Annotated in this window: 17 protein-coding genes and 1 riboswitch; of the genes, 9 read left to right on the plus strand and 8 right to left on the minus strand. The window is 38.4% G+C overall.

Going from position 1 to position 22642, the window contains the following annotated elements; translation table 11 throughout:
- Positions 1-11 precede the first annotated feature (11 nt).
- The 4 genes from LV704_RS04435 to metK all read right to left on the minus strand — a co-directional run bounded on the left by LV704_RS04435 (position 12) and on the right by metK (position 5609).
- Complete coding sequence (locus tag LV704_RS04435) at positions 12-1289, minus strand: O-acetylhomoserine aminocarboxypropyltransferase/cysteine synthase family protein (RefSeq protein ID WP_163421547.1); 1278 nt, start codon at positions 1287-1289, stop codon at positions 12-14.
- A 125-nt stretch (positions 1290-1414) separates the two neighbouring features.
- A riboswitch (SAM riboswitch) is annotated at positions 1415-1522 on the minus strand.
- 125 nt (positions 1523-1647) lie between these two features.
- Complete coding sequence (locus LV704_RS04440; protein ID WP_163421546.1) at positions 1648-2319, minus strand: class I SAM-dependent methyltransferase; 672 nt, start codon at positions 2317-2319, stop codon at positions 1648-1650.
- Positions 2316-4250: a CocE/NonD family hydrolase gene (locus tag LV704_RS04445; RefSeq protein ID WP_163421545.1), complete on the minus strand. Its 1935-nt coding sequence runs from the start codon at positions 4248-4250 to the stop codon at positions 2316-2318. Before LV704_RS04445 ends, LV704_RS04440 begins: the two co-directional genes overlap by 4 nt.
- A 105-nt stretch (positions 4251-4355) precedes the next feature.
- Positions 4356-5609 (minus strand): methionine adenosyltransferase, encoded by a 1254-nt coding sequence (metK, locus tag LV704_RS04450; protein ID WP_163421544.1) that lies wholly within the window; start codon positions 5607-5609, stop codon positions 4356-4358.
- Positions 5610-5835: 226 nt separating this feature from the next.
- On the opposite strand from metK, the gene LV704_RS20025 reads away from it, so the two are divergent.
- The 4 genes from LV704_RS20025 (at position 5836) to LV704_RS04465 (ending at position 10735) form a co-directional block, all read left to right on the plus strand.
- Positions 5836-7692 carry a hypothetical protein gene (locus LV704_RS20025; RefSeq protein ID WP_317164630.1) on the plus strand — a complete coding sequence of 619 codons (1857 nt, stop codon included), beginning with the start codon at positions 5836-5838 and terminating at the stop codon, positions 7690-7692.
- A 56-nt stretch (positions 7693-7748) separates the two neighbouring features.
- Positions 7749-9125: an amidohydrolase family protein gene (locus tag LV704_RS20030; RefSeq protein WP_317164629.1), complete on the plus strand. Its 1377-nt coding sequence runs from the start codon at positions 7749-7751 to the stop codon at positions 9123-9125.
- Between the two features lie 126 nt (positions 9126-9251).
- Complete coding sequence (locus LV704_RS04460; RefSeq protein ID WP_163421543.1) at positions 9252-9866, plus strand: deoxynucleoside kinase; 615 nt, start codon at positions 9252-9254, stop codon at positions 9864-9866.
- A 164-nt stretch (positions 9867-10030) separates the two neighbouring features.
- Positions 10031-10735 carry an energy transducer TonB gene (locus tag LV704_RS04465; protein ID WP_163421542.1) on the plus strand — a complete coding sequence of 235 codons (705 nt, stop codon included), beginning with the start codon at positions 10031-10033 and terminating at the stop codon, positions 10733-10735.
- A gap of 60 nt (positions 10736-10795) precedes the next feature.
- Here LV704_RS04465 and LV704_RS04470 read toward each other — a convergent pair whose 3' ends face one another.
- From LV704_RS04470 to LV704_RS04485, 4 genes are all read right to left on the minus strand, one after another.
- Positions 10796-13183 (minus strand): sodium-translocating pyrophosphatase, encoded by a 2388-nt coding sequence (locus tag LV704_RS04470; RefSeq protein WP_163421541.1) that lies wholly within the window; start codon positions 13181-13183, stop codon positions 10796-10798.
- A gap of 116 nt (positions 13184-13299) precedes the next feature.
- Positions 13300-13827: an inorganic diphosphatase gene (locus tag LV704_RS04475; protein WP_163421540.1), complete on the minus strand. Its 528-nt coding sequence runs from the start codon at positions 13825-13827 to the stop codon at positions 13300-13302.
- Positions 13828-13902: 75 nt separating this feature from the next.
- On the minus strand, positions 13903-16398 hold the full coding sequence (locus tag LV704_RS04480; RefSeq protein ID WP_163421539.1) for a DUF5686 family protein: 2496 nt from the start codon (positions 16396-16398) through the stop codon (positions 13903-13905).
- A 157-nt stretch (positions 16399-16555) separates the two neighbouring features.
- Complete coding sequence (locus tag LV704_RS04485) at positions 16556-17533, minus strand: pyruvate dehydrogenase complex E1 component subunit beta (protein ID WP_163421538.1); 978 nt, start codon at positions 17531-17533, stop codon at positions 16556-16558.
- A gap of 172 nt (positions 17534-17705) precedes the next feature.
- Here LV704_RS04485 and LV704_RS04490 point away from each other — a divergent pair, with 172 nt between their 5' ends.
- The 5 genes from LV704_RS04490 to LV704_RS04510 all read left to right on the plus strand — a co-directional run bounded on the left by LV704_RS04490 (position 17706) and on the right by LV704_RS04510 (position 22642).
- Positions 17706-18452: an electron transfer flavoprotein subunit beta/FixA family protein gene (locus LV704_RS04490; protein ID WP_163421537.1), complete on the plus strand. Its 747-nt coding sequence runs from the start codon at positions 17706-17708 to the stop codon at positions 18450-18452.
- Positions 18453-18471: 19 nt separating this feature from the next.
- Entirely contained in the window at positions 18472-19440 is a 969-nt protein-coding gene (locus LV704_RS04495; RefSeq protein ID WP_163421536.1) for an electron transfer flavoprotein subunit alpha/FixB family protein, read from the plus strand.
- A 90-nt stretch (positions 19441-19530) separates the two neighbouring features.
- Complete coding sequence (locus LV704_RS04500) at positions 19531-20163, plus strand: bifunctional nuclease family protein (RefSeq protein WP_163421535.1); 633 nt, start codon at positions 19531-19533, stop codon at positions 20161-20163.
- A 9-nt stretch (positions 20164-20172) separates the two neighbouring features.
- Complete coding sequence (locus LV704_RS04505; protein ID WP_163421534.1) at positions 20173-21636, plus strand: NupC/NupG family nucleoside CNT transporter; 1464 nt, start codon at positions 20173-20175, stop codon at positions 21634-21636.
- A 181-nt stretch (positions 21637-21817) separates the two neighbouring features.
- Positions 21818-22642 carry a thymidylate synthase gene (locus LV704_RS04510; RefSeq protein ID WP_163421533.1) on the plus strand — a complete coding sequence of 275 codons (825 nt, stop codon included), beginning with the start codon at positions 21818-21820 and terminating at the stop codon, positions 22640-22642.

The following is a 22642-nucleotide window of genomic DNA, read 5'->3' on the forward strand; positions in this document are numbered from 1 at the left end:
GCTGAAACGGATTAACCTATAGCTGTGAAAGCCTGCACCAAATCAGCCTTTAAATCAGATAAATCTTCCAGCCCGACTGATAATCTAATCAAGTCTTGAGATACCCCTGCATCGGATTGTTGTTCTTCTGTCAATTGCTGATGCGTTGTACTTGCTGGATGAATAATTAAAGATTTGGTATCACCAATATTTGCCAATAAGGAGAATATCTTGGTTGCATCAGTCAACTTTTTTGCAGCTTCAAAACCTCCTTTCACCCCAAAGGTCACTAATCCACTTTGTCCTTTTGGCAAGTATTCTTTTGCCAGCTCATAGTATTTGTTCCCTTTTAGTCCTGGGTAGTTTACCCAAGCTACTTCTTCTCTACCTTGTAACCATTCTGCCAAAGCCAAAGCATTTTCACTATGCTGCTTGATTCTTACAGGCAAAGTTTCCAGGCCTTGAATAATTTGAAAAGCATTAAAGGGACTTAAAGCGCCACCAAAATCACGCAAACCTTCCAAAATCAATTTAAACGTAAAGGCAGCTGCGCCTAATGCCTCACTATAAACCAAACCATGGTACCCGGCAGATGGTTCTGTAAATTCAGGAAAATTACCATTGGCCCAATCAAAGGTTCCGGCATCTATAATGGCACCACCCAAAGAGTTACCTTGTCCTCCAATATACTTGGTCAATGAATGAATCACAAGATTTGCACCATGTTCAATAGGATTTAATAGTCCTGGAGTTGCCACGGTGTTATCAACAATAAATGGCACTTTAGCAGCTTTCGCCTCCTTAGAAATCGCTTTTAAATCCAACACATCCAATTTTGGATTGCCCAAGGATTCAACGAAAAACGCTCTGGTATTTTCTTGCACTGCATCTTTGAAAGTAGAAGGATCAGAGGCATCTACAAACGTGGTAGTAATACCCAATCGAGGTAAGGTTACGTTTAGCAAATTAAATGTACCTCCATATAAACTGCTGGAAGCCACGATATGATCACCAGCCTTTAACAACGTCAACAATCCCGTGGAAATGGCGGCTGTACCAGAAGCAAAAACTACAGCTCCCACTCCACCTTCTATAGCAGCAAGCCTTTCTTGAAGTATTTGATTGGTAGGGTTATTTAAACGTGTATAAATAAACCCAAGTTCCGCCAATGAAAATAGATTGGCAGCATGTTCCGTGTCGTTAAACACATAAGATGTTGTTTGGTAAATAGGTACTGCCCTGGTGCCACCGGTTTGCGTGGTGTCATGTCCTGCATGCAAGGCATTGGTTGAAAATTTTTGATCACTCATGATTTTAGTTTTTTAAATTATTAGAATCGATAAAATAAAAAGCCAAACCCTACTCAATCCATAGGATGATAGGATAAATCAAAAAGTTATAAGAAAGAGAAAAAACAGCTTTCGCTATTTGTTTTTCGTTATCTATTCCACATCTGTGGATAGAATTTAGCACCTTCTTTATATGGAACAAAGGGTTGCTAAGGCTTCATAGGGTCTAATCCCTCCACCTTTCTTGATAACTATTCAATACGTGTTTGAACTTATGAGGACAAATATAAAGGCAGAATCTTCTAATATCCTAATGATTTTTAGAAATTTTGCGAATTCCACTGATTTTCCAAGGATATGACCGATAGATTTCTCATACTCAAAACATTTTAAACAAGGTTGTTACCAATCTTCCATTATGATCTGGTGATTTAAGGGACAACAGCTGTTTTGCTTCCTTTGCATTTAAATGGAATGGGGCTTTACATATATCCACGCCACTTTGTTTTTTCAATCGAATTCCCTGACCCGAAATGATATCGGTATTGGGAGAGAAATCACCTTGAGGCAAATGCTCCGTTAAAATCACATATTTAAAGTTATAGAGTTTGTCCACAATATTTCTGATTTCCGAATTCGATAAATGTTGCAGCACTTGCCTTAAAATGGCACAATCCGCTGCTGGTAATTTATCCTTCGCTATATCCAAACAACGGAATTCCAAATTTGGACTTTGGAATTTCTTCGTGTTAAAGTTGATCAGATGTTCAACAATATCCACCGCAATGTATTTTTTGGCGTCTCCAGCCAATGCTGCGCCAATATTGAAATCTCCACAACCTAAATCACAAACTGTTAATGGATTTTCAAAAGATTTTAAAAACGATTGCAAGACATCGACATACGGGTTGACCAATTCAGGAAGATGCGATCCATTCCCTGAATAAAAATCAGAACCATTGCCTCCCCAAAGCTTAGCCTCATAAATTTGTTCCATAACCGCTTTAGTGGGCCATGGTTGCTTAATTTTCTTGGCTGAAGCTATTTTCATTTTAAAATTGAAAACTCAATATTGGAGTCCGTAAAGACCGTATGGGTCTGTGTTTTAAAATCTTCTGCATCCGCTTTGAATATATTTTCAACGTAGGTTTGCGGATTTAAATCTATTAATGGAAACCAAGTGCTTTGTACCTGTATCTGAAGCTTGTGGCCTTTCTTAATGGTATGAAAAACATCTTGCAATTTAATGGTGACATCGGTCTTTTTATTTGGAGTGAATGGCTCCGGGTTTGAAAAACTGTTTCTAAATCGTCCGCGCAGCACCTCACTTCGAATCATTAAATGGTAATTGCTCATTTTAAGATGATCCTGCATTTCTTCATTGGTTTCTGTATTTGCAGGATGTACATCGATAATCTTTACAATCCAATCTGAAGCAGTCCCAGTAGTAGCTACTTTTAGCTTTGCCAAAATATCGCCTGCCAAGGTTAAATCTTCTTCCATCATATCGGTTTCAAAAACAAGAACATCTGAGCGACGGGCAGCAAAACGCTGATCATCTGTCATATATTTTCTTGGTGTAAGTACGGATTTAATATCTTCGGAATAGGGAACCGGTTTTTTGACATCACTTATAAACTTGATTCCCGAAACGTCGTTTTGCTCACTGGTTAACTCCTGATTTTCTGAAAGAAACATAGTTTGCTTTTCAATGCCTTTTGGTGGCCAAGAATCATATTCTTTCCATTCTTTGCGTCCTGAATCAAAAACATAGGCTTCAGGAAGTCCACTATTTTTGTCCCCTTCTCCTTTTAGAAAATGATTAAAGAATTTCGTTTCAATCTTTTCTTGGTAAAATTCTGATATGGAATCACCAAAATAGTAGTTGCCAACCAAACTTCTTCCATTACGTCTTGCCCAGCGCCCATGGTCCCAAGGACCAAAGACCATAGTGTTGTACCCATCAGTATGTTTTTCAATATTCTTATAAGTTTCTAAAGGACCATATAAATCTTCTGCATCAAACCAGCCTCCAACAATCATTGTAGCCACGTGTGATTTGGATTTATCCAAATGTTGAATCAACCCACGACTCTGCCATAGCTCATCGTAATTGGGGTGCTCTTTTAGTTCATTCCAAAAATAATCGTCTGTTACTCCTTCTGGTCGCATAGTAGGTGTATCAACAGTTTCGTACTCAAAAAATGAGTTGAGGTTTTTTAAAGGGCCAGCATCCAAAAAGAATTGATATTGATCCTCTGTTTGTATGTCTGGAAAAGAATACCAAGCGGTGTCAATGGGCTGGTCATTATTTGGCCGTGGCGTACCAAAAAGTGATGTTACTCTAAAATAGCTCAATAGATATGCCCCGTTATGGTGAAAATCATCAAAAAAGAAATCGCCAATACACGCTTGGGGAGAAGATGCCTTCAACGCAGGATGTGCATCAATAGTGGCATAGGTTGCGTAGTAGCCAGGGTAAGAAATTCCCCAAACACCCACCTTACCATTGTTGTTTTCAGCATTATTTATCAACCACTCAATGGTATCATAGGTATCCGTGCTTTCATCTACTTGCTCATTGGAAGTTTTATTTGGAATATAGGCACGCATATTTTCGTAATGCCCTTCGCTCAACCACCTACCTCGCACATCTTGATACACAATAATATTTCCTTCTTTCATTAAGTGAATGTTGGGCCCAATTTGTTTTCTAAAATTCCCTTCACCGTATGGTCTTGAGCTGTAAGGAGTTCGTTGCATCAATATGGGGTATTCTTTAGAGACATCCTTTGGAGAATATATAGTAGTATGTAAAGTAACACCATCACGCATCTCAATATCAACTTCCTGCTTCGTATAATTATCAGCCACATATGTATCCTCTTGTTCAACAGCATCTTGTTTAACGGTTTTTTTACAACTAACAACTGCTAACAGAAGACAAATACTTAAAAATGTAAATTGAACGGTACTTTTCATAAAGAAGAATTTTATTTCATAAAACTACTAAAGTTCATACGAGTATGCCAATAAAAAAAGGGAACCAAACAATGGCTCCCTTTTAATTTTGAAACAAAATCTAATTTATAAACCAAATGCGGTTTTTACCGCTTCGACCATATCCAGTTTCTCCCACGTAAACAACTCCACGTCCTTTTCAATCTTTCCATTATATGGCGATTCAAAAACTTTAGTAAGGGTTTGGGGTTGTTTTCCCATGTGGCCATAAGCGGCTGTCTCTAGATAGATAGGATTTCTAAGTTTTAAACGTTCTTCTATTGCAAATGGTCTCATATCAAACAACTCCGAAGCTTTTTCAGCTATTTCACCATCTGACAAACCAATATTGGATGTACCATAAGTGTCCACAAAAATTGAGGTGGGCTCTACCACTCCTATTGCGTAACTCACCTGCACTAGAATTTCATCAGCTACACCAGCAGCAACTAAATTCTTTGCCACATGCCTTGCAGCATACGCTGCACTCCTATCCACTTTACTCGGGTCTTTTCCACTAAAAGCACCACCTCCATGGGCTCCTTTCCCCCCATAAGTATCCACAATTATTTTACGCCCGGTAAGACCTGTATCTCCATGTGGTCCACCAATCACAAATTTTCCAGTTGGGTTTATGTGATAGTTGATTTGGTCATCAAAAAGAGCTTGAATGCTTTTCGGGAGTTTATCCACAACCTTTGGAATAAGAACAGAGATAATATCTTCTTTGATTCTTGATAGCATTTGATCATCCGAATCGAAATCATCATGTTGCGTGGAAACCACAATCGTATCTATACGCTGGGGCACGTTATCATCAGAATACTCAATAGTTACCTGTGCTTTTGCATCTGGTCTTAAATAACTTATTTGAGTGCCCTCTCTTCTAAGTTCTGCCAATACTTGAAGAATCTTATGAGATATATCTAATGCCAAAGGCATGTAATTTTCAGTCTCCTTGGTCGCATAACCGAACATCATCCCTTGATCTCCAGCGCCTTGTTCTTCCTTTTTCCCTCTATCAACCCCTTGATTTATGTCTTGTGACTGCTCATGAATTAAAGAAATCACTCCACAAGAATCTCCACTAAATTGATATTCTCCTTTGGTATATCCAATGTTATTGATAACCCCACGGGCAATATTTTGAACATCTAAATACGTGTGGCTTTTAACCTCCCCGGCCAATACTACTTGACCAGTGGTGACCAAAGTTTCGCAGGCTACTTTGCTTTCAGGGTCAAAAGCCAAAAAATTATCCAAAAGTGCATCACTAATTTGATCCGCTATTTTATCTGGGTGTCCTTCACTAACAGATTCTGATGTAAACAGATATGGCATATATATAAAATTTGTTGGAGGAGATTTGACGGCAAAGCCCAAAGAAGTTTACACCACTTTTTAGCATTTTTTATGGAGGTTGCAATCGGTCAAATCTTTCCTCAATAATTGAGGCCAAAAATATAAAAATGTTTTGGTCTTTAAAACCCAATAAAATTTTAAAGTTTCATTTCAAGAAAATATCCCTTTTATGCGTATTTTGTTCAATGACTAACACACATCAAAAATGAAAAACAAAATAGTACTCTCCACCCTCCTTGTCCTATTTACATTCTGCTCTTTTGGCCAAGAAAAAAAAGATGACAAAAAATGGGATGTTTCTAATCCATATACCGATTGGAAAATCAATGATATTACCTTGGAAACTGATGAAGGAACATGGATGAATCTTGACGTTAGCCCAGATGGTAGTCAAATTACATTTGATATGTTAGGAGACATTTATGTTATGCCGATAACTGGTGGAACTCCAAAAGTGCTGCGTTCTGGACTACCGTTTGAGGTGCAACCACGTTTTAGTCCAGATGGAAAAAAAATATCCTTCACTTCTGATGCTGGCGGTGGTGATAATATTTGGATTATGGACACTGATGGAACGAATGCAAAGCAAATTACCAAGGAGAAATTCAGGTTACTGAACAATGCTGTTTGGACTGCAGATAGGAATCACATCATCGCTAGAAAGCATTTTACTTCCCAACGTTCATTGGGGGCGGGAGAATTATGGCAATATCATATTACCGGTGGGTCTGGCTTGCAACTGACCAAGAGGAAAAATGACCAGCAAGATGTAAATGAGCCTTCCATTTCCAGTGATGGAAAATACCTCTATTATTGTGAAGACATGTATTCTGGAGGTTTTTTTCAATATAACAAAAACCCAAACTCACAGATTTATGTTGTTAAACGATATGATTTTGAAACTGGAAAAACCATTACTATAACTGGTGGACCAGGCAGTGCATCTAGACCAACCGTATCGCCAGATAACAGAAAACTAGCTTTTGTTAAGCGTGTCCGCACCAAAACTGTTTTGTTCATTCATGATTTAGAAACAGGGGAAGAATGGCCCATATATGATGCGTTGAACAAAGATCAAATGGAAGCCTGGGCCCTGTTTGGCACCTATCCAAATTTTAGTTGGACACCCAATAACAAGGAAATTGTCTTTTGGGCAGGTGGAAAAATTCAAAAAGTGAATATTGAAACCTTAAAAGTAGACCCTATCCCTTTCAAAGTAAATACGACACTAAAAATAGCGGAAACCCATCGTGCTAAACATCAAGTAGATTCAGAAGAGTTTACAGCTAAGGTTATTCGTCATGTAAAGACTTCACCAGATGGAAAGAGGATCGTATTTAGTGCTCTTGGACACTTATGGACCAAGACATTACCTAATGGCAAACCCAAACGTTTGACCAATAGTGATGCCCTTGAATTTGAACCTTCATTTTCGCCCAATGGAAAGGAAATTGTTTATGTTTCTTGGGATGATGAACAACTAGGTGCTATTCATAAAATAGCCTCAAATGGCGGTTCATCCACAAAAATGACTTCATCAAAAGGTATATATCGTTTTCCTTCCTTTTCTAACAATGGAAAACATCTCGTTTATGGCAAGCAAAGTGGCAATAATGACCAAGGCCGCACTTTCACCAAAGAACCTGGAATTTATGTAATGTCTGCCAATGGAGATAATACAAAGAAACTAACCGACAATGGTTTAACCCCAACTTTCGGGAAGAACGACCAACGTATTTTCTTTCAGACAGGGGGACAATTCTTTGGTGCACTTACAAAAGAATTAAAAAGTGTGAATCTTAATGGCAAGGATGAACGGGTTCACTTTAAATCTAAATATGCCAATCATATTGTACCGTCGCCAGATAATAAATGGCTACTATTCTCCAATCTGCACAAAGCATATGTTGCGCCAATGACAATCACAGGTCAAACCATTGAATTTGACCCAAAAAGCAAGGCTTTTCCAATAACACAGGTAACCAAAGATGCAGGCTATAATTTGCACTGGTCCAACAACAGTAAAAAGTTGCATTGGACCTTAGGTAGTCAATATTTTTAAATGATATAAATCAACGCTTTACTTTTCTTCAAAATTCTCCGGACAGTATTCCACCAATGACCGAGAAAGGGATTGATGTTGGTTTAATTGCCAAAACTGATAGACCCAAAGGCAGCATTGCTTTTACCAATGCCAGGATTATCACCATGGAAAATGATGAGGTTTTAGAAAATGCAACTATCATAATTAAGAATAACAAAATTGAAGCAATCGGTGCCTCATCAGAAATTTCTGTACCTGCCAACGCAACGGTATTAGATGTGAATGGGAAAACCATTATGCCCGGCATTGTGGATGCCCATGCCCATATTGGTGCTTTTAGAGCTGGCCTGAATACCAAAAAACATTGGCAATTATATGCCAATCTTGCCTATGGCGTGACGACTGCCCATGATCCATCCGCAAATAGCGAAACCGTCTTTGGGTTGTCTGAACTTGTAAAAAGCGGAGAGATGGTGGGCCCTCGTATTTATTCCACTGGCTTTATCCTCTACGGTGCGGATGGTGATTTTAAAGCGGTTATCAATAACTTGGAAGATGCTCGTTCTGCGATTAGAAGAACAAAAGCATTTGGGGCCACCTCCGTTAAAAGTTATAACCAACCACGCAGAGAACAGAGACAACAGGTTATGCAAGCAGCCAAAGAGCTAGGAGTAAATGTTGTTCCTGAGGGCGGTTCTACATTTTTCACCAACATGACCATGATTATGGATGGTCATACGGGAGTAGAACATAACATTCCCGTGGCGCCTGTATATAAAGATATTGTTACGTTATGGAGCAATAGCAATAGTGGTTATACACCTACTCTTATTGTAAATTATGGTGGAATGAATGGCGAATATTTCTATTATGAACGAGATAATGTTTGGGAAAATGAAAAACTATTGAAATACACTCCTAGACACATTATTGATTCACGCAGTCGTCATAGAACCAAAGTTCCACAGGAAGAATATAAAAACGGCCACATTTTAGTTTCTGAAACCGTAACCAAACTTTCAAATGCTGGTGTAAAAACAAATTTAGGCGCACATGGGCAATTGCAAGGCCTTGGGGCACATTGGGAACTTTGGATGTTAAAAGCTGGTGGTATGTCCAACATGGAAGCCTTAAAAGCTGCCACTATAAACGGTGCAGAATATATTGGAATGGGTGATGAAATAGGCTCTTTAAAAGTTGGTAAACTTGCAGACTTGATTGTTTTAGATGAAAATCCTTTGGAAAATATTGAAAACACCAATTCGGTCCGCTACACCATAATCAATGGACGATTATATGATACGGACACCATGAACGAAATTGGAAACGAAGCAAAAGAACGTGGTAAATTCTATTGGGAAAACAATAAGTACAACCAAGCATTTCCTTGGCATGAACAAACCCAAAGTTTTAGCATTCCTGGTTGCAGTTGCTATGCTTTAAAACATTGATAAGGGTGATTTTGTCGAAAGGTTAATAAAAGGTGCAAGGTAGGTTTTACCTTGAGCAAGATTCGTTGTATATTGTATCCCTTTCAATTAAACATAACAGTCTAATAACCATTCAACAACAAGCCCATGCACATTGCGGTAGCCGGAAACATTGGAGCAGGAAAAACTACATTAACTAATTTATTAGCAAAGCATTATAAATGGGAAGCCCATTTTGAAGATGTAGTGGACAATCCATATTTGGATGATTTCTATACGCAAATGGAGCGTTGGAGTTTTAACCTTCAGATATACTTTTTAAACAGTCGTTACCGTCAGATTTTAAAAATTCGTGAAGGGGGCAAAAAAGTTATTCAAGACCGAACCATTTATGAAGATGCCCATATTTTTGCACCCAATCTTCATGCAATGGGGTTAATGACCAATCGCGATTTTGAAAATTACTCCAGTCTTTTTGACTTAATGGAAACGTTGGTTCAACCGCCTGATCTTCTCATCTATTTACGCAGCTCCATTCCTAATTTGGTAAATCAAATCCACAAACGCGGGCGGGATTATGAAAACAGTATCTCCATAGATTATTTAAGTAGATTGAATGAACGCTACGAGGCTTGGGTAAACACCTATGAAAAAGGCAAACTTCTTATTATCGATGTGGACAACATCAATTTCGTTGATGAACCTGAAGATTTGGGTACTGTAATCAATAAAATTGATGCTGAAATTCATGGGTTGTTTTGATACAAACCTCTTCCAGATAAAAAAATAAATTCTCCCTCGATCAAAAAGGTCATTCACTCATTATGACTTTTCTTCGGATGGTTTTCAAAGTAGTTTAGTTTGGGTTTAAACACTCAACAGTATTAACTACACCTTTCATTTTGAAAGGCAAAAATTTGAAGATTATGGAACTTAAAAAAAATCAAGATTTAGAACTGAAAAGAAACAGCGTGCTCTATTTCTCCATTGGAATGGCCACAGTGTTATTATTAGCATATGTTGCCTTGGAATGGAAAACGTATTACCCAAAAACTGATTGGGATGTAGCGGAACTCAATAAAATTGATGAACTTGTTGAAGAACCACCCATCACCTTCCAAGAACTTAAACTTCCTCCACCAAAAATTCAGACACCACCAGTTATTGAAATTATTGACGATGAAGAAGATTTGGAAGAAACCGTAATAGAATCCAACGAACCTGATCAGGATACTGAGATTGCAAATATTGAAGATATAGCTGTGATTAAAGATCCTATTGATGAAGTAATACCTTTCGCTGTCATTGAAAATGTACCTGTTTTTCCAGGTTGTGAAAACGAGAGCGACAAAAGAGCTTGTTTTCAGGAAATGATGCAAAAGCACATTAGAAGAAATTTTAAATATCCTGAAAATGCAATCGACATGAACTTAGAAGGGAGAGTTCATTTACAATTCACAATTCAAAAAGATGGAAGTATTGCTGAATTAAAAATGCGAGGACCTCATAAAGTTCTAGAAACAGAAGCTGCAAGGATTATCTCGAAATTGCCTAAAATGACACCAGGAAAACAAAGAGGAAACCCAGTTAAAGTGCCTTTTTCCATACCTATTACTTTTAGACTTCAATAAAAGCAATAAAAAACCACGCATTAAGCGTGGTTTTTTATTATCCGAAAAAATATTTAAAAACTACTCTTTGGATGCAGCTTTATAAGTATCTACCAATTTTTGAACTTCTTCTTTCGTAGCTCCAGTAAATTCTTTTATTTCTTCTTTTGCTTCCCCAGCAACTTCATACGTTGATGTTACTACTGCCCTGTACAATCCTTCGGCAGTGTTGCTCATTTCAACACGCACTTGTTTTTCAACAGGTACGCTCTCTTTCATTCCTTCAGTCGTGATAGAAATTTTAGTACCATCTTCTTTTAGCATACTAACCTCATCAGCTGGAGCAAGGCTCACCAAACTTGGTGCAATAACCAAAGCAACAACAGACATCAACTTTAATAAGATGTTCAATGAAGGTCCAGAAGTATCTTTAAATGGATCTCCAACCGTATCACCAACAACAGCAGCTTTATGCGCATCAGAACCTTTACGTCCGTCAGATTCAATCATTTTTTTGGCATTATCCCAAGCGCCACCAGCGTTAGATTGGAAGATTGCCATTAATACACCACAAGTGGTTACACCAGCAAGTAGACCCCCCAACATTTCTGCACCGCCAATAAAACCAACAGCAACAGGAACGGCAATTGCCAATAATCCTGGCAATACCATTTCTTTAATAGAGGCTTTCGTAGAAATATCTACACACTTGTCGTATTCTGCAAGTCCGTCAGCTGCATCAAAAGTAGCGCGTTGTTCTGGAGTTGCTTTTGACATATCTGAATCAACAGCTCTCATTACTTCAAGTGCCGCTTTCAATTGTGGGATATCTCTGAACTGACGACGCACCTCTTCAATCATTGCCATGGCAGCACGACCTACTGCATTCATTGACAAAGCAGAGAATACAAAAGGAAGCATTCCACCAATCAAAAGACCCGCCATTATTTTTGGTTGTGATACATCAATGGAATTTACATTTGCTACTTTCATAAAAGCAGAGAACAAAGCCAACGCCGTTAAGGCAGCGGAAGCAATTGCAAAACCTTTACCAATAGCCGCAGTTGTATTACCAACAGCATCCAATTTATCCGTACGTTCACGTACTTCTGGGTCTAACTCAGCCATTTCAGCAATACCACCGGCATTGTCAGAAATTGGTCCGTATGCATCAACAGCTAATTGAATACCTGTATTGGCTAACATACCTACAGCAGCGATTGCAATACCATATAAACCTGCGAAATGGTGGGATACCAAAATCGCAGCAGCAATTAATAAAATAGGAATCATAGTAGACATCATACCCACACCTAATCCTGCAATAATATTTGTTGCCGCGCCTGTTTCTGATTGACTAACAATTGAGTTTACAGGTTTTGTACCTGTACCTGTATAATATTCTGTAATTTTTCCGACACCTAAACCTGCAACAAGACCTGCTAAGGTAGCCCAGAAAATTCCCATTGCTCCAAATGGCAAACCTTCGACGCTCTCAGGAATTAAAGCATGAATAATAAAGTAAGAAGCAACAACCATTAGGCCAGCCGAACCAAATTCACCAATATTTAATGCAGTTTGAGGGTTCCCGCCATCTTTAACTCTAACAAAAAAGGTTCCTACAATGGACATTAAAATACCTACCGCAGCTAATACCAAAGGAAGGTAAACCGCACCTAAACCTGCAAAATCAGGTGTAATAATGAATGCTCCCAATACCATGGTACCAATAATAGAACCAACATAAGATTCAAATAAATCAGCTCCCATACCAGCAACATCACCTACGTTATCACCAACATTATCCGCAATTGTTGCAGGGTTTAGTGGATGATCTTCAGGAATACCCGCTTCTACCTTACCAACCAAATCTGCACCTACATCTGCTGCTTTAGTATAAATACCACCACCTACACGTGCAAAAAGGGCAATAGATGAAGCTCCCAATGAGAATCCTGAAAGTACATTTAATACCAATCCTAAGTTTTCTGCACCCGGCCAAATAGTTTGGTACACTATGAACAAACCGCTAAGTCCTAAAACACCAAGACCTACTACGCCTAATCCCATTACTGCGCCACCTGCAAAAGCAACTTCCAATGCTTTGCCTAAAGACGTTTTTGCTGCTTGGGTTGTTCTAACATTTGCTTTTGTAGCAACTTTCATCCCAATAAAACCAGCCAAAGCTGAGCAGATAGCACCAACAATGAATGATAATGCTACCATTCCGTTAGACCCCTCTTCATTACTTCCTTTAAGGAATAAAAGGATAGCAACAGCAATCACGAAGATGCTCAATATTTTATATTCTGCTTTAAGGAAAGACATTGCTCCATCTGCAATATTTTTGGCAATCCTTGCCATTTTAGCATCTCCCTCATCCTGCTTTCCTACCCACACATTCTTAATGAATACAAAGACTAGTGCCAGAATACCAAAAACGGGCAGAAATTTTACGATTAAATCCATAGTATTATAGTTATTTTAAGAGTTTTTTAGTGGCAGCAAAAGTAGTAAAATACAGACTAATAAAAAAAATGCCCTTTTGAAAGTCAAAAGGGCATAAATCTTAAGTTGATATAGCCTTAAATTGTAAAGGTTCGTTTCTTTTTATGCTCGCTTTCGTCGTAGCGTTTTACGCATTGATGGTAAATGTCTATCGCCTCATTTACATCTCCCCAGCCACCAGTATCTACTTTCTTTTCTTCCAAATCTTTATATACTTGGAAAAAGTGTTCAATTTCTTTTAATCGATGCGGATTTAAATCACTGATATCTTCTCTTTTGCTCCAAATAGGGTCAGAAATAGGAACGCAGATAATCTTTTCATCAGGTCCTTTTTCATCAGTCATATGGAAAACCCCAATAGGTTTAACTTCCATTACCACCATTGGATATGTAGGTTCTGTACCTAACACCAATACATCCAAAGGGTCTTTATCTAAAGCCAAGGTTTCTGGCACAAAACCATAATCCCCGGGGTACATCATTGAAGAGAAAAGGGTTCTATCAAAACGGATTTTATGCAATGTGAAATCGTATTCGTACTTGTTTCTGCTACCTTTTGGAATTTCTATAAGGACATCAAAAGTAACTTCTTCTTTTTTAGACATTTTGAAGCGTTTATTTTTTGCAAAAATAGCTAGTATTACCTGAATAAGTTAAAGAAATTGTGTTCTTATTTTGAATTAAAAATTAAATCCGAACGTCCCGGTAATACCAAATGGCCGTGCATCTGGGTTATCCAAATAATTCCCTCTAAAATTAAAATCAATTCTAAGAATCTTAAAGATATTGCCTATTCCGAATGAATACTCCCAATAAATTTGGTCTTCAGGCGCGATCAATGGAATATTGGAGGGTGCATTCAAAGCTATATTTTCATCCGAGAGTTGACCCCATGCTCCTCGTATTCCCACAATTTCTCTAAGGTTTAACTTTCTTAAAAATGGGATTCTTGAGAATAACCGTCCATTAAAATTATGTTCTAAGTGTAATGTAGCATAAGTATCCGTTACAAATTCATAAAAATCCAGATTAGGAAAAGTATTATATAAGGTAAAAAGTGTCTGGTTTCCAGGAACTACGCTTAATAAACTCAACGGTACCTCACCAAAAGTTTTACCAAGTTCTATACTGCTCGTTAACCTACCAAAACCACCTATTTGCCATGGTTGTCTGTACGAAAATTGAATCTTCTCGTAATCAAAATCACTTTCCAAGAATCCACGCACTCCTTTGGTATAATTAAGAAGAAGTGTGCTATGGTCATCATTTATGCTAACACGTTCTACTCCATAACCTATAGTTCTTTTTCCAGGGGTGTATATTAAGGTGGTGTTTAGGTCAAATTGTTTTACTTCGGAAGAAATACCTGTTGGGGAATCTGGATCAATATAATCCAGGCCAAACGCATCGGGCAAAGCAGAACTCAATGTTCTGAAAGAACCGCCTAACCTTAATCTTAGGTTCTTTGCGGGTTCTACTTCAAAATTTAGTGTTGATAGATTTATATTCGTCAGCCGATCATTGGCACCAACCGTTACCAAAGATGAAGAAGCAATACTCCTGCCCAAAACATCATTGGTACTTGTGAGACTTAATCCCAACTGTTCAATATCCCTCCGATTACCCCCTGAGAAAATTAACCTTGATTTCCTATCCAATAAAAATTTAGCGGAAAAACCATGTTTGGCTTTCTTATCGGTAAATCCGTAGGCCATATATCCTTCTAAGCGCCAAGTATCATTCTGACCAAAGTAAGTTCTCGCGCCTAGTCTAACGCGAGTTCCTTCAGCGTCGTTGAACCCGAGAACACTGTAGATATTACCTATATCAATATTCCATTTATCAATCTCTATATAACCAGAACCAAGTATACTGACAATATCATAATAGGTTCTAAATTTAGGAACCGTTTTTAAGGTATCCAACAATTTAAATATACCAGATTCATCTTCGTTAAGTGTTTCAAGCCTAGCATTTTTCCAGAAGGTACTATCTCTTGAAAACACTCGAGGGTCGTAGGGGTCAGATTCAGCTTTGTAAAATTCTTCCGGACGCTCTGTATCGAATTTATAATTATCAAAAACTGTGGTCCGCTTGCCATAAACACCTCGTGATTTTTCCTTTTTGGAAAAACTAAAATCACTCAACATATAATCTCTTTTGAGCAGAAAGACAGAATCGTTAACAACATCAAATTCTTGCTCAATATAAATTTCCTTTACCCAATTTATGTTGGCACTTTTAGTTACTTGAAGGTTAATTTTTTTAATAGCGTAGGTAGTATCGGCTACCCAAAAATCCCCTTTAAACGTAAGTTCATTTTGTCGCCTGGGATAGTAAATAATATTGTAACACCACTTATTATCAATAAATGTACTATCAGATAGTACATAATTATAGGTATCCACACCTGTTTTGGAAAGCGGGCTGGTAAAACTCTTATCAAAAAACTTTAGGTAATTATCATAAATGTCATAATCTGAGTACAAATCTTCAACAAAAGCAGTTATGGCCTGGTTTCCACTAAAGCCTGAGTTTTTATTCCCCAATACATCTTCTTTTTCTTCACCTATAATATTGTCACCATAAATTTTGGAAAAACTCTCGTTTAAAAACATAGGTAGGTAGGTCTTACCTGTTATTCTTGAAGTATCCAAGTCCGCAAACATGAACTCCAAACCTTTAAAGAGTTTACTCTTGATCAAGGCACTATCTATGGTATTAAGATCAAATTCTACCTTTTCATATTTGTCGTATTGGTATTGCTTAAATTTTCGAACTCCATTTTCCCGTTTCTTTGCCCATATCTTTTTCAATATTTCTATGGCGGGATTGTTCTTTTTTGATTGTTTACCGGTGTATACGATTACTTCCTTGAGCTGCTCGGCAGATTCCTGCAAAGCAATCTCCATATTGTAGTTTACCTTCTGGTCAAGCACAATTTCTTTTGTTTCATATCCTATAAAAGAAATAAGAACTGTACTATAGGTTTCATCGGACTCTAGATAAAAACGTCCATTATCATTAGTAATAGTTCCTTCGGAAGAATCTTTAAAAATAATATTGGCAAAGGCTACAGGAGAACCTGTTTCATCCACAACAATACCTCCAACCTTTGTTTGGGAGAAAGCAAAAAAACAAGATGAGAAGAAAAAAATAAAAAGGAAGCTTTTCATGTTTTGATATCTGTAGCATTAGAAAATCCCCAAGTAGGGTTTCAGAAGTGCATGGTCAATTTGGTTTAAATGTAATTTCTTATCAAAAACTATTCCTTAAAAAAAGCCTCGTCAACTTTTGTTGAAGAGGCTAATATACTTTACAAATATAAGTCTGTTATTTATATAACACTTTCTTAACAGCTTTGATCACATCTTCATGATTTGGTAACCATTCCGCCAACAGCACAGGAGAATAGGGTGCTGGAGTATCTGCCGTGTTTATTTTTACAACTGGAGCATCTAAATAATCAAACGCTTTGTCTTGTACTTGGTACGTAATCTCAGTAGCAACATTGCCAAAAGGCCAAGCTTCTTCCAAAACTACCAGTCTATTGGTTTTCTTAACAGAAGTTAAAATAGCATCATAATCCATGGGGCGAACCGTACGCAAGTCAATAATCTCACAACTAATTCCTTCTTTTTGAAGTTCATCCGCAGCCTTATATGCTTCTTTTATAATTTTTCCAAAAGAAACGATGGTTACATCTGTTCCTTCCCTTTTTACATCCGCAACACCTATTGGAATAGTAAATTCTCCTTCGGGCACCTCTCCCTTGTCTCCATACATTTGTTCTGATTCCATAAAAATAACTGGGTCATCATCACGGATTGCAGATTTTAATAATCCCTTGGCATCAGCTGGGTTAGACGGTACAACAACTTTTAATCCTGGGCAATTGGCATACCAGCTTTCAAAAGCTTGGGAATGTGTTGCCGCCAATTGTCCTGCGGAAGCCGTTGGCCCTCTAAAAACTATGGGGCAAGGAAACTGACCAGCGGACATTTGTCTGATCTTCGCAGCATTATTTATAATTTGGTCAATTCCTACCAAAGCAAAGTTGAATGTCATAAACTCAATAATTGGTCGGTTTCCAATCATTGCAGAACCCACACCAATACCTGAAAAACCTAATTCAGAAATTGGAGTATCAATGACGCGTTCTGGACCAAACTCATCCAACATTCCTTTAGAAGCCTTATAGGCCCCATTGTATTCAGCAACTTCTTCTCCCATTAAGTATATGGAATCATCTTTTCGCATCTCTTCGGACATTGCCTGTTGGATAGCCTCTCTAAACTGTAGTGTTTTCATTAAGTAGTACTAATAATATTAGTTGGTGCGCACAAAAATGCAAGCAAAAATAGGAAAATATACAGGAATAATCAGGTGGTAAAAACTAAAAAAAAGAACAAAATTTATTATGCATGCATAATAAATATCAGATTTTTATGGCTATCTTTGATGCGTTAAACGTAATGAAAATATGAAGATTTTAGTTTGCATTAGCAGCGTACCGGACACCACTTCTAAAATCAATTTTGCGGAAGGGGACACCAAGTTTGATACAAACGGCGTACAATTTGTGATTAATCCCAATGATGAATTTGGATTAACCCGAGCCATGTGGTTTAAAGAAAAACAAGGAGCCGCAGTGCATGTAGCAACGGTAGGTGGAGCACAAACCGAGCCTACAATACGCAAAGCACTGGCCATTGGGGCTGACGAAGCCATACGAATAAACGCAGAGCCCACTGATGGTTTTTTTGTTGCAAGACAATTAGCAGAAGTAGTGAAAAATGGCGGATATGACCTTGTCATAGCCGGAAGGGAATCTATTGATTACAATGGTGGTATGGTTCCCGGAATCTTGGCCACACTTTTAGATATGAATTTTGTGAATACCTGCATTGGTCTTGAAGTTGATGATAGCGGTGCAACTGCCATGCGTGAGATTGATGGCGGTAAAGAAACCATTAGCACCTCTCTTCCTTTAGTAGTAGGAGGTCAAAAAGGATTGGTAGAGGAAAGTGACTTACGCATTCCCAACATGCGTGGAATCATGATGGCGAGAAAAAAAGCATTAAATGTGGTTGAGCCAATAGATGCACCAAAACTCACCAACGATCAAAAATTTGAAAAACCTGCCGCCAAGGGACCCGTTAAATTGGTCGATGCGGAAAATGTGGGAGAGTTAGTAAATCTGTTGCATAACGAAGCTAAAGTGATTTAAGAATTAGAATCTAAAAAATATGTCAGTATTAGTTTATACCGAATCCGATAAAGGAAAATTTAAAAAGAATGCGTTAGAAGTAGCTTCTTATGCCCATAAGGTAGCACAAGAACTTGGTACAAACGTTACCGCTGTTACCATCAATGCGGACGACGATGCATCATTGGGTAATTACGGAGTTTCCAAAGTCCTTAAAGTCACCAATGACCAATTGGATACCTTCAATGCAAAGGCTTACGCAAATACTATTGCTCAAGGAGCAGAAGCAGAAGGCGCTAAAGTCATTATTATCAGTTCAAGTGCAGACACAAAGTTTTTAGGACCTATTCTGACTGCAAAATTAAATGCAGGCTATGTACCCAATGTGGTTGCCGCTCCTGATAGCACTTCTCCTTTTGTTGTAAAAAGAACAGCATTTAGTAATAAAGGTTTTGCCCATACCGAAATCTCTTCGGAAACCAAAATTGTTGGAGTTTCTAATAACGCATATGGCGTTCATGAAAATACTGTTTCTGCATCAGTAGAAAGTTTTAGTCCCACCCTTGGTGATTCTGATTTCACTACTAAATCAATTGAAATAGACAAAGTTGTTGGAAAGGCCACTATTGCTGATGCAGATGTGGTTGTTTCAGGAGGTCGAGGACTTAAAGGTCCAGAAAACTGGGGCATGATTGAAGAATTGGCAGAGGTACTTGGTGCTGCCACGGCTTGCTCCAAACCTGTTTCAGATTTAGGATGGCGCTCTCATGGTGAACATGTAGGACAAACAGGTAAACCAGTTGCCAGTAATCTATACATAGCCATTGGTATTTCTGGAGCTATTCAGCATTTAGCTGGAGTAAGCGCTTCTAAAACCAAAGTAGTCATCAACAATGACCCTGAGGCTCCGTTCTTTAAGGCCGCAGATTACGGAATTGTTGGGGATGCCTTTGAAGTCGTGCCTAAACTCATCGAAAAATTAAAGGAATTTAAAGCCCAGAACGCTTAATTTTTGTTAATTTGCCCATTGCAAGGGGCTGTTCAGATGACTGGTATTGCCACTTATTTGAACAGCCTTTTTTGGTTTTAGGAAGATAATATGAGCTTAGTACGATTAAAAATAAAGGGGATATCTTACAGCCAGACACAAAATGGTGCGTATGCCCTTATTTTAAATGAAGTTGAAGGAGATAGAAAACTTCCAATTGTTATTGGTGCCTTTGAAGCACAATCCATTGCAATTGCCCTTGAAAAAGAAATAAAGCCTCCTAGACCTTTAACCCATGATTTGTTTAAAAACTTTGCGGACAGATTTGCTATTGTGGTCAAGCAGGTTATCATCCACAAACTTGTGGACGGCGTTTTTTATTCAAGTATTATCTGTGAAAGGGACAAGGTTGAAGAAATTGTAGATGCCCGCACAAGTGATGCCATTGCCCTAGCGCTTCGCTTTGATGCTCCAATTTTCACCTATAAAACCATTTTGGACAAGGCAGGAATCTTCCTTAAATTCTCCTCCAAGGAAAATGAGGAAAACGATGATGATGACAGTATAGTGGTGGACGAAATCCTTCAGGAGGGGGAAACGGTTGAAATTGAGTCTGGAGCATCATCGCAAGGATATAGAGAACTTACCCTAGAAGAATTACATAAAGAATTGGATAAAGCAGTTGCCAATGAAGACTACGAAAAGGCTGCCAAACTACGAGACGAAATTTCCAAGCGCAAATAAACCATTTACATGGGTAAGAAAACCAAAAGTTTCCTAATACTTTTATTATTTATCTGTGTCACATCTTATGGGCAAACCGTTGTACCAGCAGATTCTTTGAACAACGTTATAGACACAACTATTATTGATGACATCTCTACACAGGAACCACCTCAATTAATCCCTAATCAAGGGTTTACATTCAATACGTTATGGAGAGGAGTTTTGGGAATGGCCGTATTGATTTTTATATCATTTCTTTTCAGCTCCAACCGAAGGGCCATCAATTGGAAAACAGTGGGGATTGGTCTTGGATTACAATTATTGATAGCTATAGGTGTTCTAAAAGTGCCTTTGGTAAAGTTGATTTTTGAGAAAATTGGAGAAGTATTCGTCAATATTCTCGATTTTACACGAACGGGAAGTAAATTTTTGTTCGAGGGCCTTGTGGTGGATATGGATACCTTTGGATTTATTTTTGCTTTTCAGGTATTGCCGACTATCATCTTCTTTTCGGCATTGACATCCGTGTTGTTCTATTTGGGTGTTATCCAAAAAGTGGTTAAGGCCTTGGCTTGGTTGTTGTCCAAATCCCTTGGTATTTCTGGAGTAGAAAGCCTTTCCATAGCAGGAAATATATTTTTGGGCCAAACAGAAGCACCTCTATTGATTAAGGCCTATTTGGAAAAAATGAACAAGTCCGAAATCCTTTTGGTCATGATTGGTGGTATGGCCACCGTTGCAGGTGCTGTGTTAGCTGCGTACATCGGATTTTTAGGCGGAGATGACCCTGCTTTACGCCTGGTTTTTGCCAAACACCTATTGGCTGCATCGGTAATGGCTGCACCTGGTGCCATTGTAGTTTCCAAAATCTTATATCCCCAGACCGAAAAGGTGAATATGGATTTAACAGTTTCCACAGAAAAAATCGGCGCCAATATTTTAGATGCCATTGCCAATGGAACTACAGAAGGCTTAAAACTAGCCATGAATGTAGGTGCCATGCTCTTGGTTTTTGTTGCTTTTATAGCCATGATCAATGGAATTTTAGGTTGGGTAGGAGATTTCACTTCACTCAACACTTGGATCGCAGCCAATTCACCCTATGACAGTTTCTCACTCGAAGCTGTTTTGGGAACTATTTTTGCTCCGCTTATGTGGCTGATTGGGGTCGCCAATGAGGATATCATGCTCATGGGACAACTACTGGGCATTAAACTTGCGGCCAGTGAATTTGTTGGATATATCCAGTTGGCAGAATTAAAGACCATGACCAATAGTTTACATTTCACCTATAATAAATCCGTTATTATGGCAACTTACATGCTCTGCGGTTTTGCAAATTTCGCATCTATTGGCATTCAAATTGGCGGTATAGGCCCCTTGGCACCTGGTCAGCGCAAGACTTTATCAGAATTTGGAATGAAGGCTGTTTTAGGAGGTTCTTTGGCATCACTCCTATCTGCTACAATAGCCGGAATGATTTTGGGCTAAGTATCTTAATCCGTTGATAAAATCTTTATAAGTCAGTCCACATTCCTTTTCCATAACTTCATTCTTGAAGTATTTTAGACAGATTTAATTTTTATGTCACATCGAGCGCAGTGGAGATGTCTTTTAAAGATTACCCCTCATTATAAGCGTTCGAAATGACAAACGGTAATTTGATGAAAGAATGAAGCAATACCACGACTTACTAAAACATGTATTGGAACACGGAAACCAGAAAGGTGACCGCACAGGAACAGGAACCCTAAGTGTTTTTGGTTATCAAATGCGGTTTGACCTATACGAAGGTTTTCCTATGGTGACCACTAAAAAATTGCACTTAAAATCTATTGTGCACGAGTTATTATGGTTTTTAAAAGGTGATACCAATGTGGGTTATTTGCAAGAGAATGGAGTCCGTATATGGAATGAATGGGCAGATGAAAATGGGGATTTAGGACCCGTTTATGGCCACCAATGGCGCAATTGGAACAGCGAAGAGATTGACCAAATAAAAGAAGTGATTGCAACCCTAAAAAGCAATCCCAATAGTAGACGTATGTTGGTATCCGCTTGGAACCCAAGCGTATTGCCAGACACATCGGTTTCTTTTTCTGATAATGTGGCGCAAGGTAAAGCGGCTTTACCTCCTTGTCATGCATTTTTCCAGTTTTATGTGGCGGATGGAAAACTTTCCTGTCAACTATACCAACGAAGTGCAGATATCTTTTTGGGCGTACCATTCAATATTGCTTCTTATGCATTATTTACCATGATGATGGCTCAGGTATGTGGGTACGAACCTGGGGATTTTATCCACACCTTTGGTGATGCCCATATTTACAATAACCATATGGAGCAAGTGGAACTGCAATTAAGTCGTGACCAAAGACCATTGCCCAAGATGAACCTCAATCCTTCAGTAAAAGACATTTTCCAATTTACTTTTGATGATTTTGAGTTAGTAGACTATAATCCACACCCGCATATAAAAGGGATTGTGGCGGTGTAG

It is taken from the genome of Flagellimonas sp. CMM7 (assembly GCF_021390195.1).
In the GTDB taxonomy this organism is placed as follows: Bacteria; Bacteroidota; Bacteroidia; order Flavobacteriales; family Flavobacteriaceae; genus Flagellimonas.

Excerpts from the sequence above, each read along its gene's own strand:
- LV704_RS04435 (WP_163421547.1), bottom strand. The coding sequence starts at position 1,289 with ATGAGTGATCAAAAATTTTCAACCAATGCCTTGCATGCAGGACATGAC.
- LV704_RS04440 (WP_163421546.1), bottom strand. The coding sequence starts at position 2,319 with ATGAAAATAGCTTCAGCCAAGAAAATTAAGCAACCATGGCCCACTAAA.
- LV704_RS04445 (WP_163421545.1), bottom strand. The coding sequence starts at position 4,250 with ATGAAAAGTACCGTTCAATTTACATTTTTAAGTATTTGTCTTCTGTTA.
- metK (WP_163421544.1), bottom strand. The coding sequence starts at position 5,609 with ATGCCATATCTGTTTACATCAGAATCTGTTAGTGAAGGACACCCAGAT.
- LV704_RS20025 (WP_317164630.1), top strand. The coding sequence starts at position 5,836 with ATGAAAAACAAAATAGTACTCTCCACCCTCCTTGTCCTATTTACATTC.
- LV704_RS20030 (WP_317164629.1), top strand. The coding sequence starts at position 7,749 with ATGACCGAGAAAGGGATTGATGTTGGTTTAATTGCCAAAACTGATAGA.
- LV704_RS04460 (WP_163421543.1), top strand. The coding sequence starts at position 9,252 with ATGCACATTGCGGTAGCCGGAAACATTGGAGCAGGAAAAACTACATTA.
- LV704_RS04465 (WP_163421542.1), top strand. The coding sequence starts at position 10,031 with ATGGAACTTAAAAAAAATCAAGATTTAGAACTGAAAAGAAACAGCGTG.
- LV704_RS04470 (WP_163421541.1), bottom strand. The coding sequence starts at position 13,183 with ATGGATTTAATCGTAAAATTTCTGCCCGTTTTTGGTATTCTGGCACTA.
- LV704_RS04475 (WP_163421540.1), bottom strand. The coding sequence starts at position 13,827 with ATGTCTAAAAAAGAAGAAGTTACTTTTGATGTCCTTATAGAAATTCCA.
- LV704_RS04480 (WP_163421539.1), bottom strand. The coding sequence starts at position 16,398 with ATGAAAAGCTTCCTTTTTATTTTTTTCTTCTCATCTTGTTTTTTTGCT.
- LV704_RS04485 (WP_163421538.1), bottom strand. The coding sequence starts at position 17,533 with ATGAAAACACTACAGTTTAGAGAGGCTATCCAACAGGCAATGTCCGAA.
- LV704_RS04490 (WP_163421537.1), top strand. The coding sequence starts at position 17,706 with ATGAAGATTTTAGTTTGCATTAGCAGCGTACCGGACACCACTTCTAAA.
- LV704_RS04495 (WP_163421536.1), top strand. The coding sequence starts at position 18,472 with ATGTCAGTATTAGTTTATACCGAATCCGATAAAGGAAAATTTAAAAAG.
- LV704_RS04500 (WP_163421535.1), top strand. The coding sequence starts at position 19,531 with ATGAGCTTAGTACGATTAAAAATAAAGGGGATATCTTACAGCCAGACA.
- LV704_RS04505 (WP_163421534.1), top strand. The coding sequence starts at position 20,173 with ATGGGTAAGAAAACCAAAAGTTTCCTAATACTTTTATTATTTATCTGT.
- LV704_RS04510 (WP_163421533.1), top strand. The coding sequence starts at position 21,818 with ATGAAGCAATACCACGACTTACTAAAACATGTATTGGAACACGGAAAC.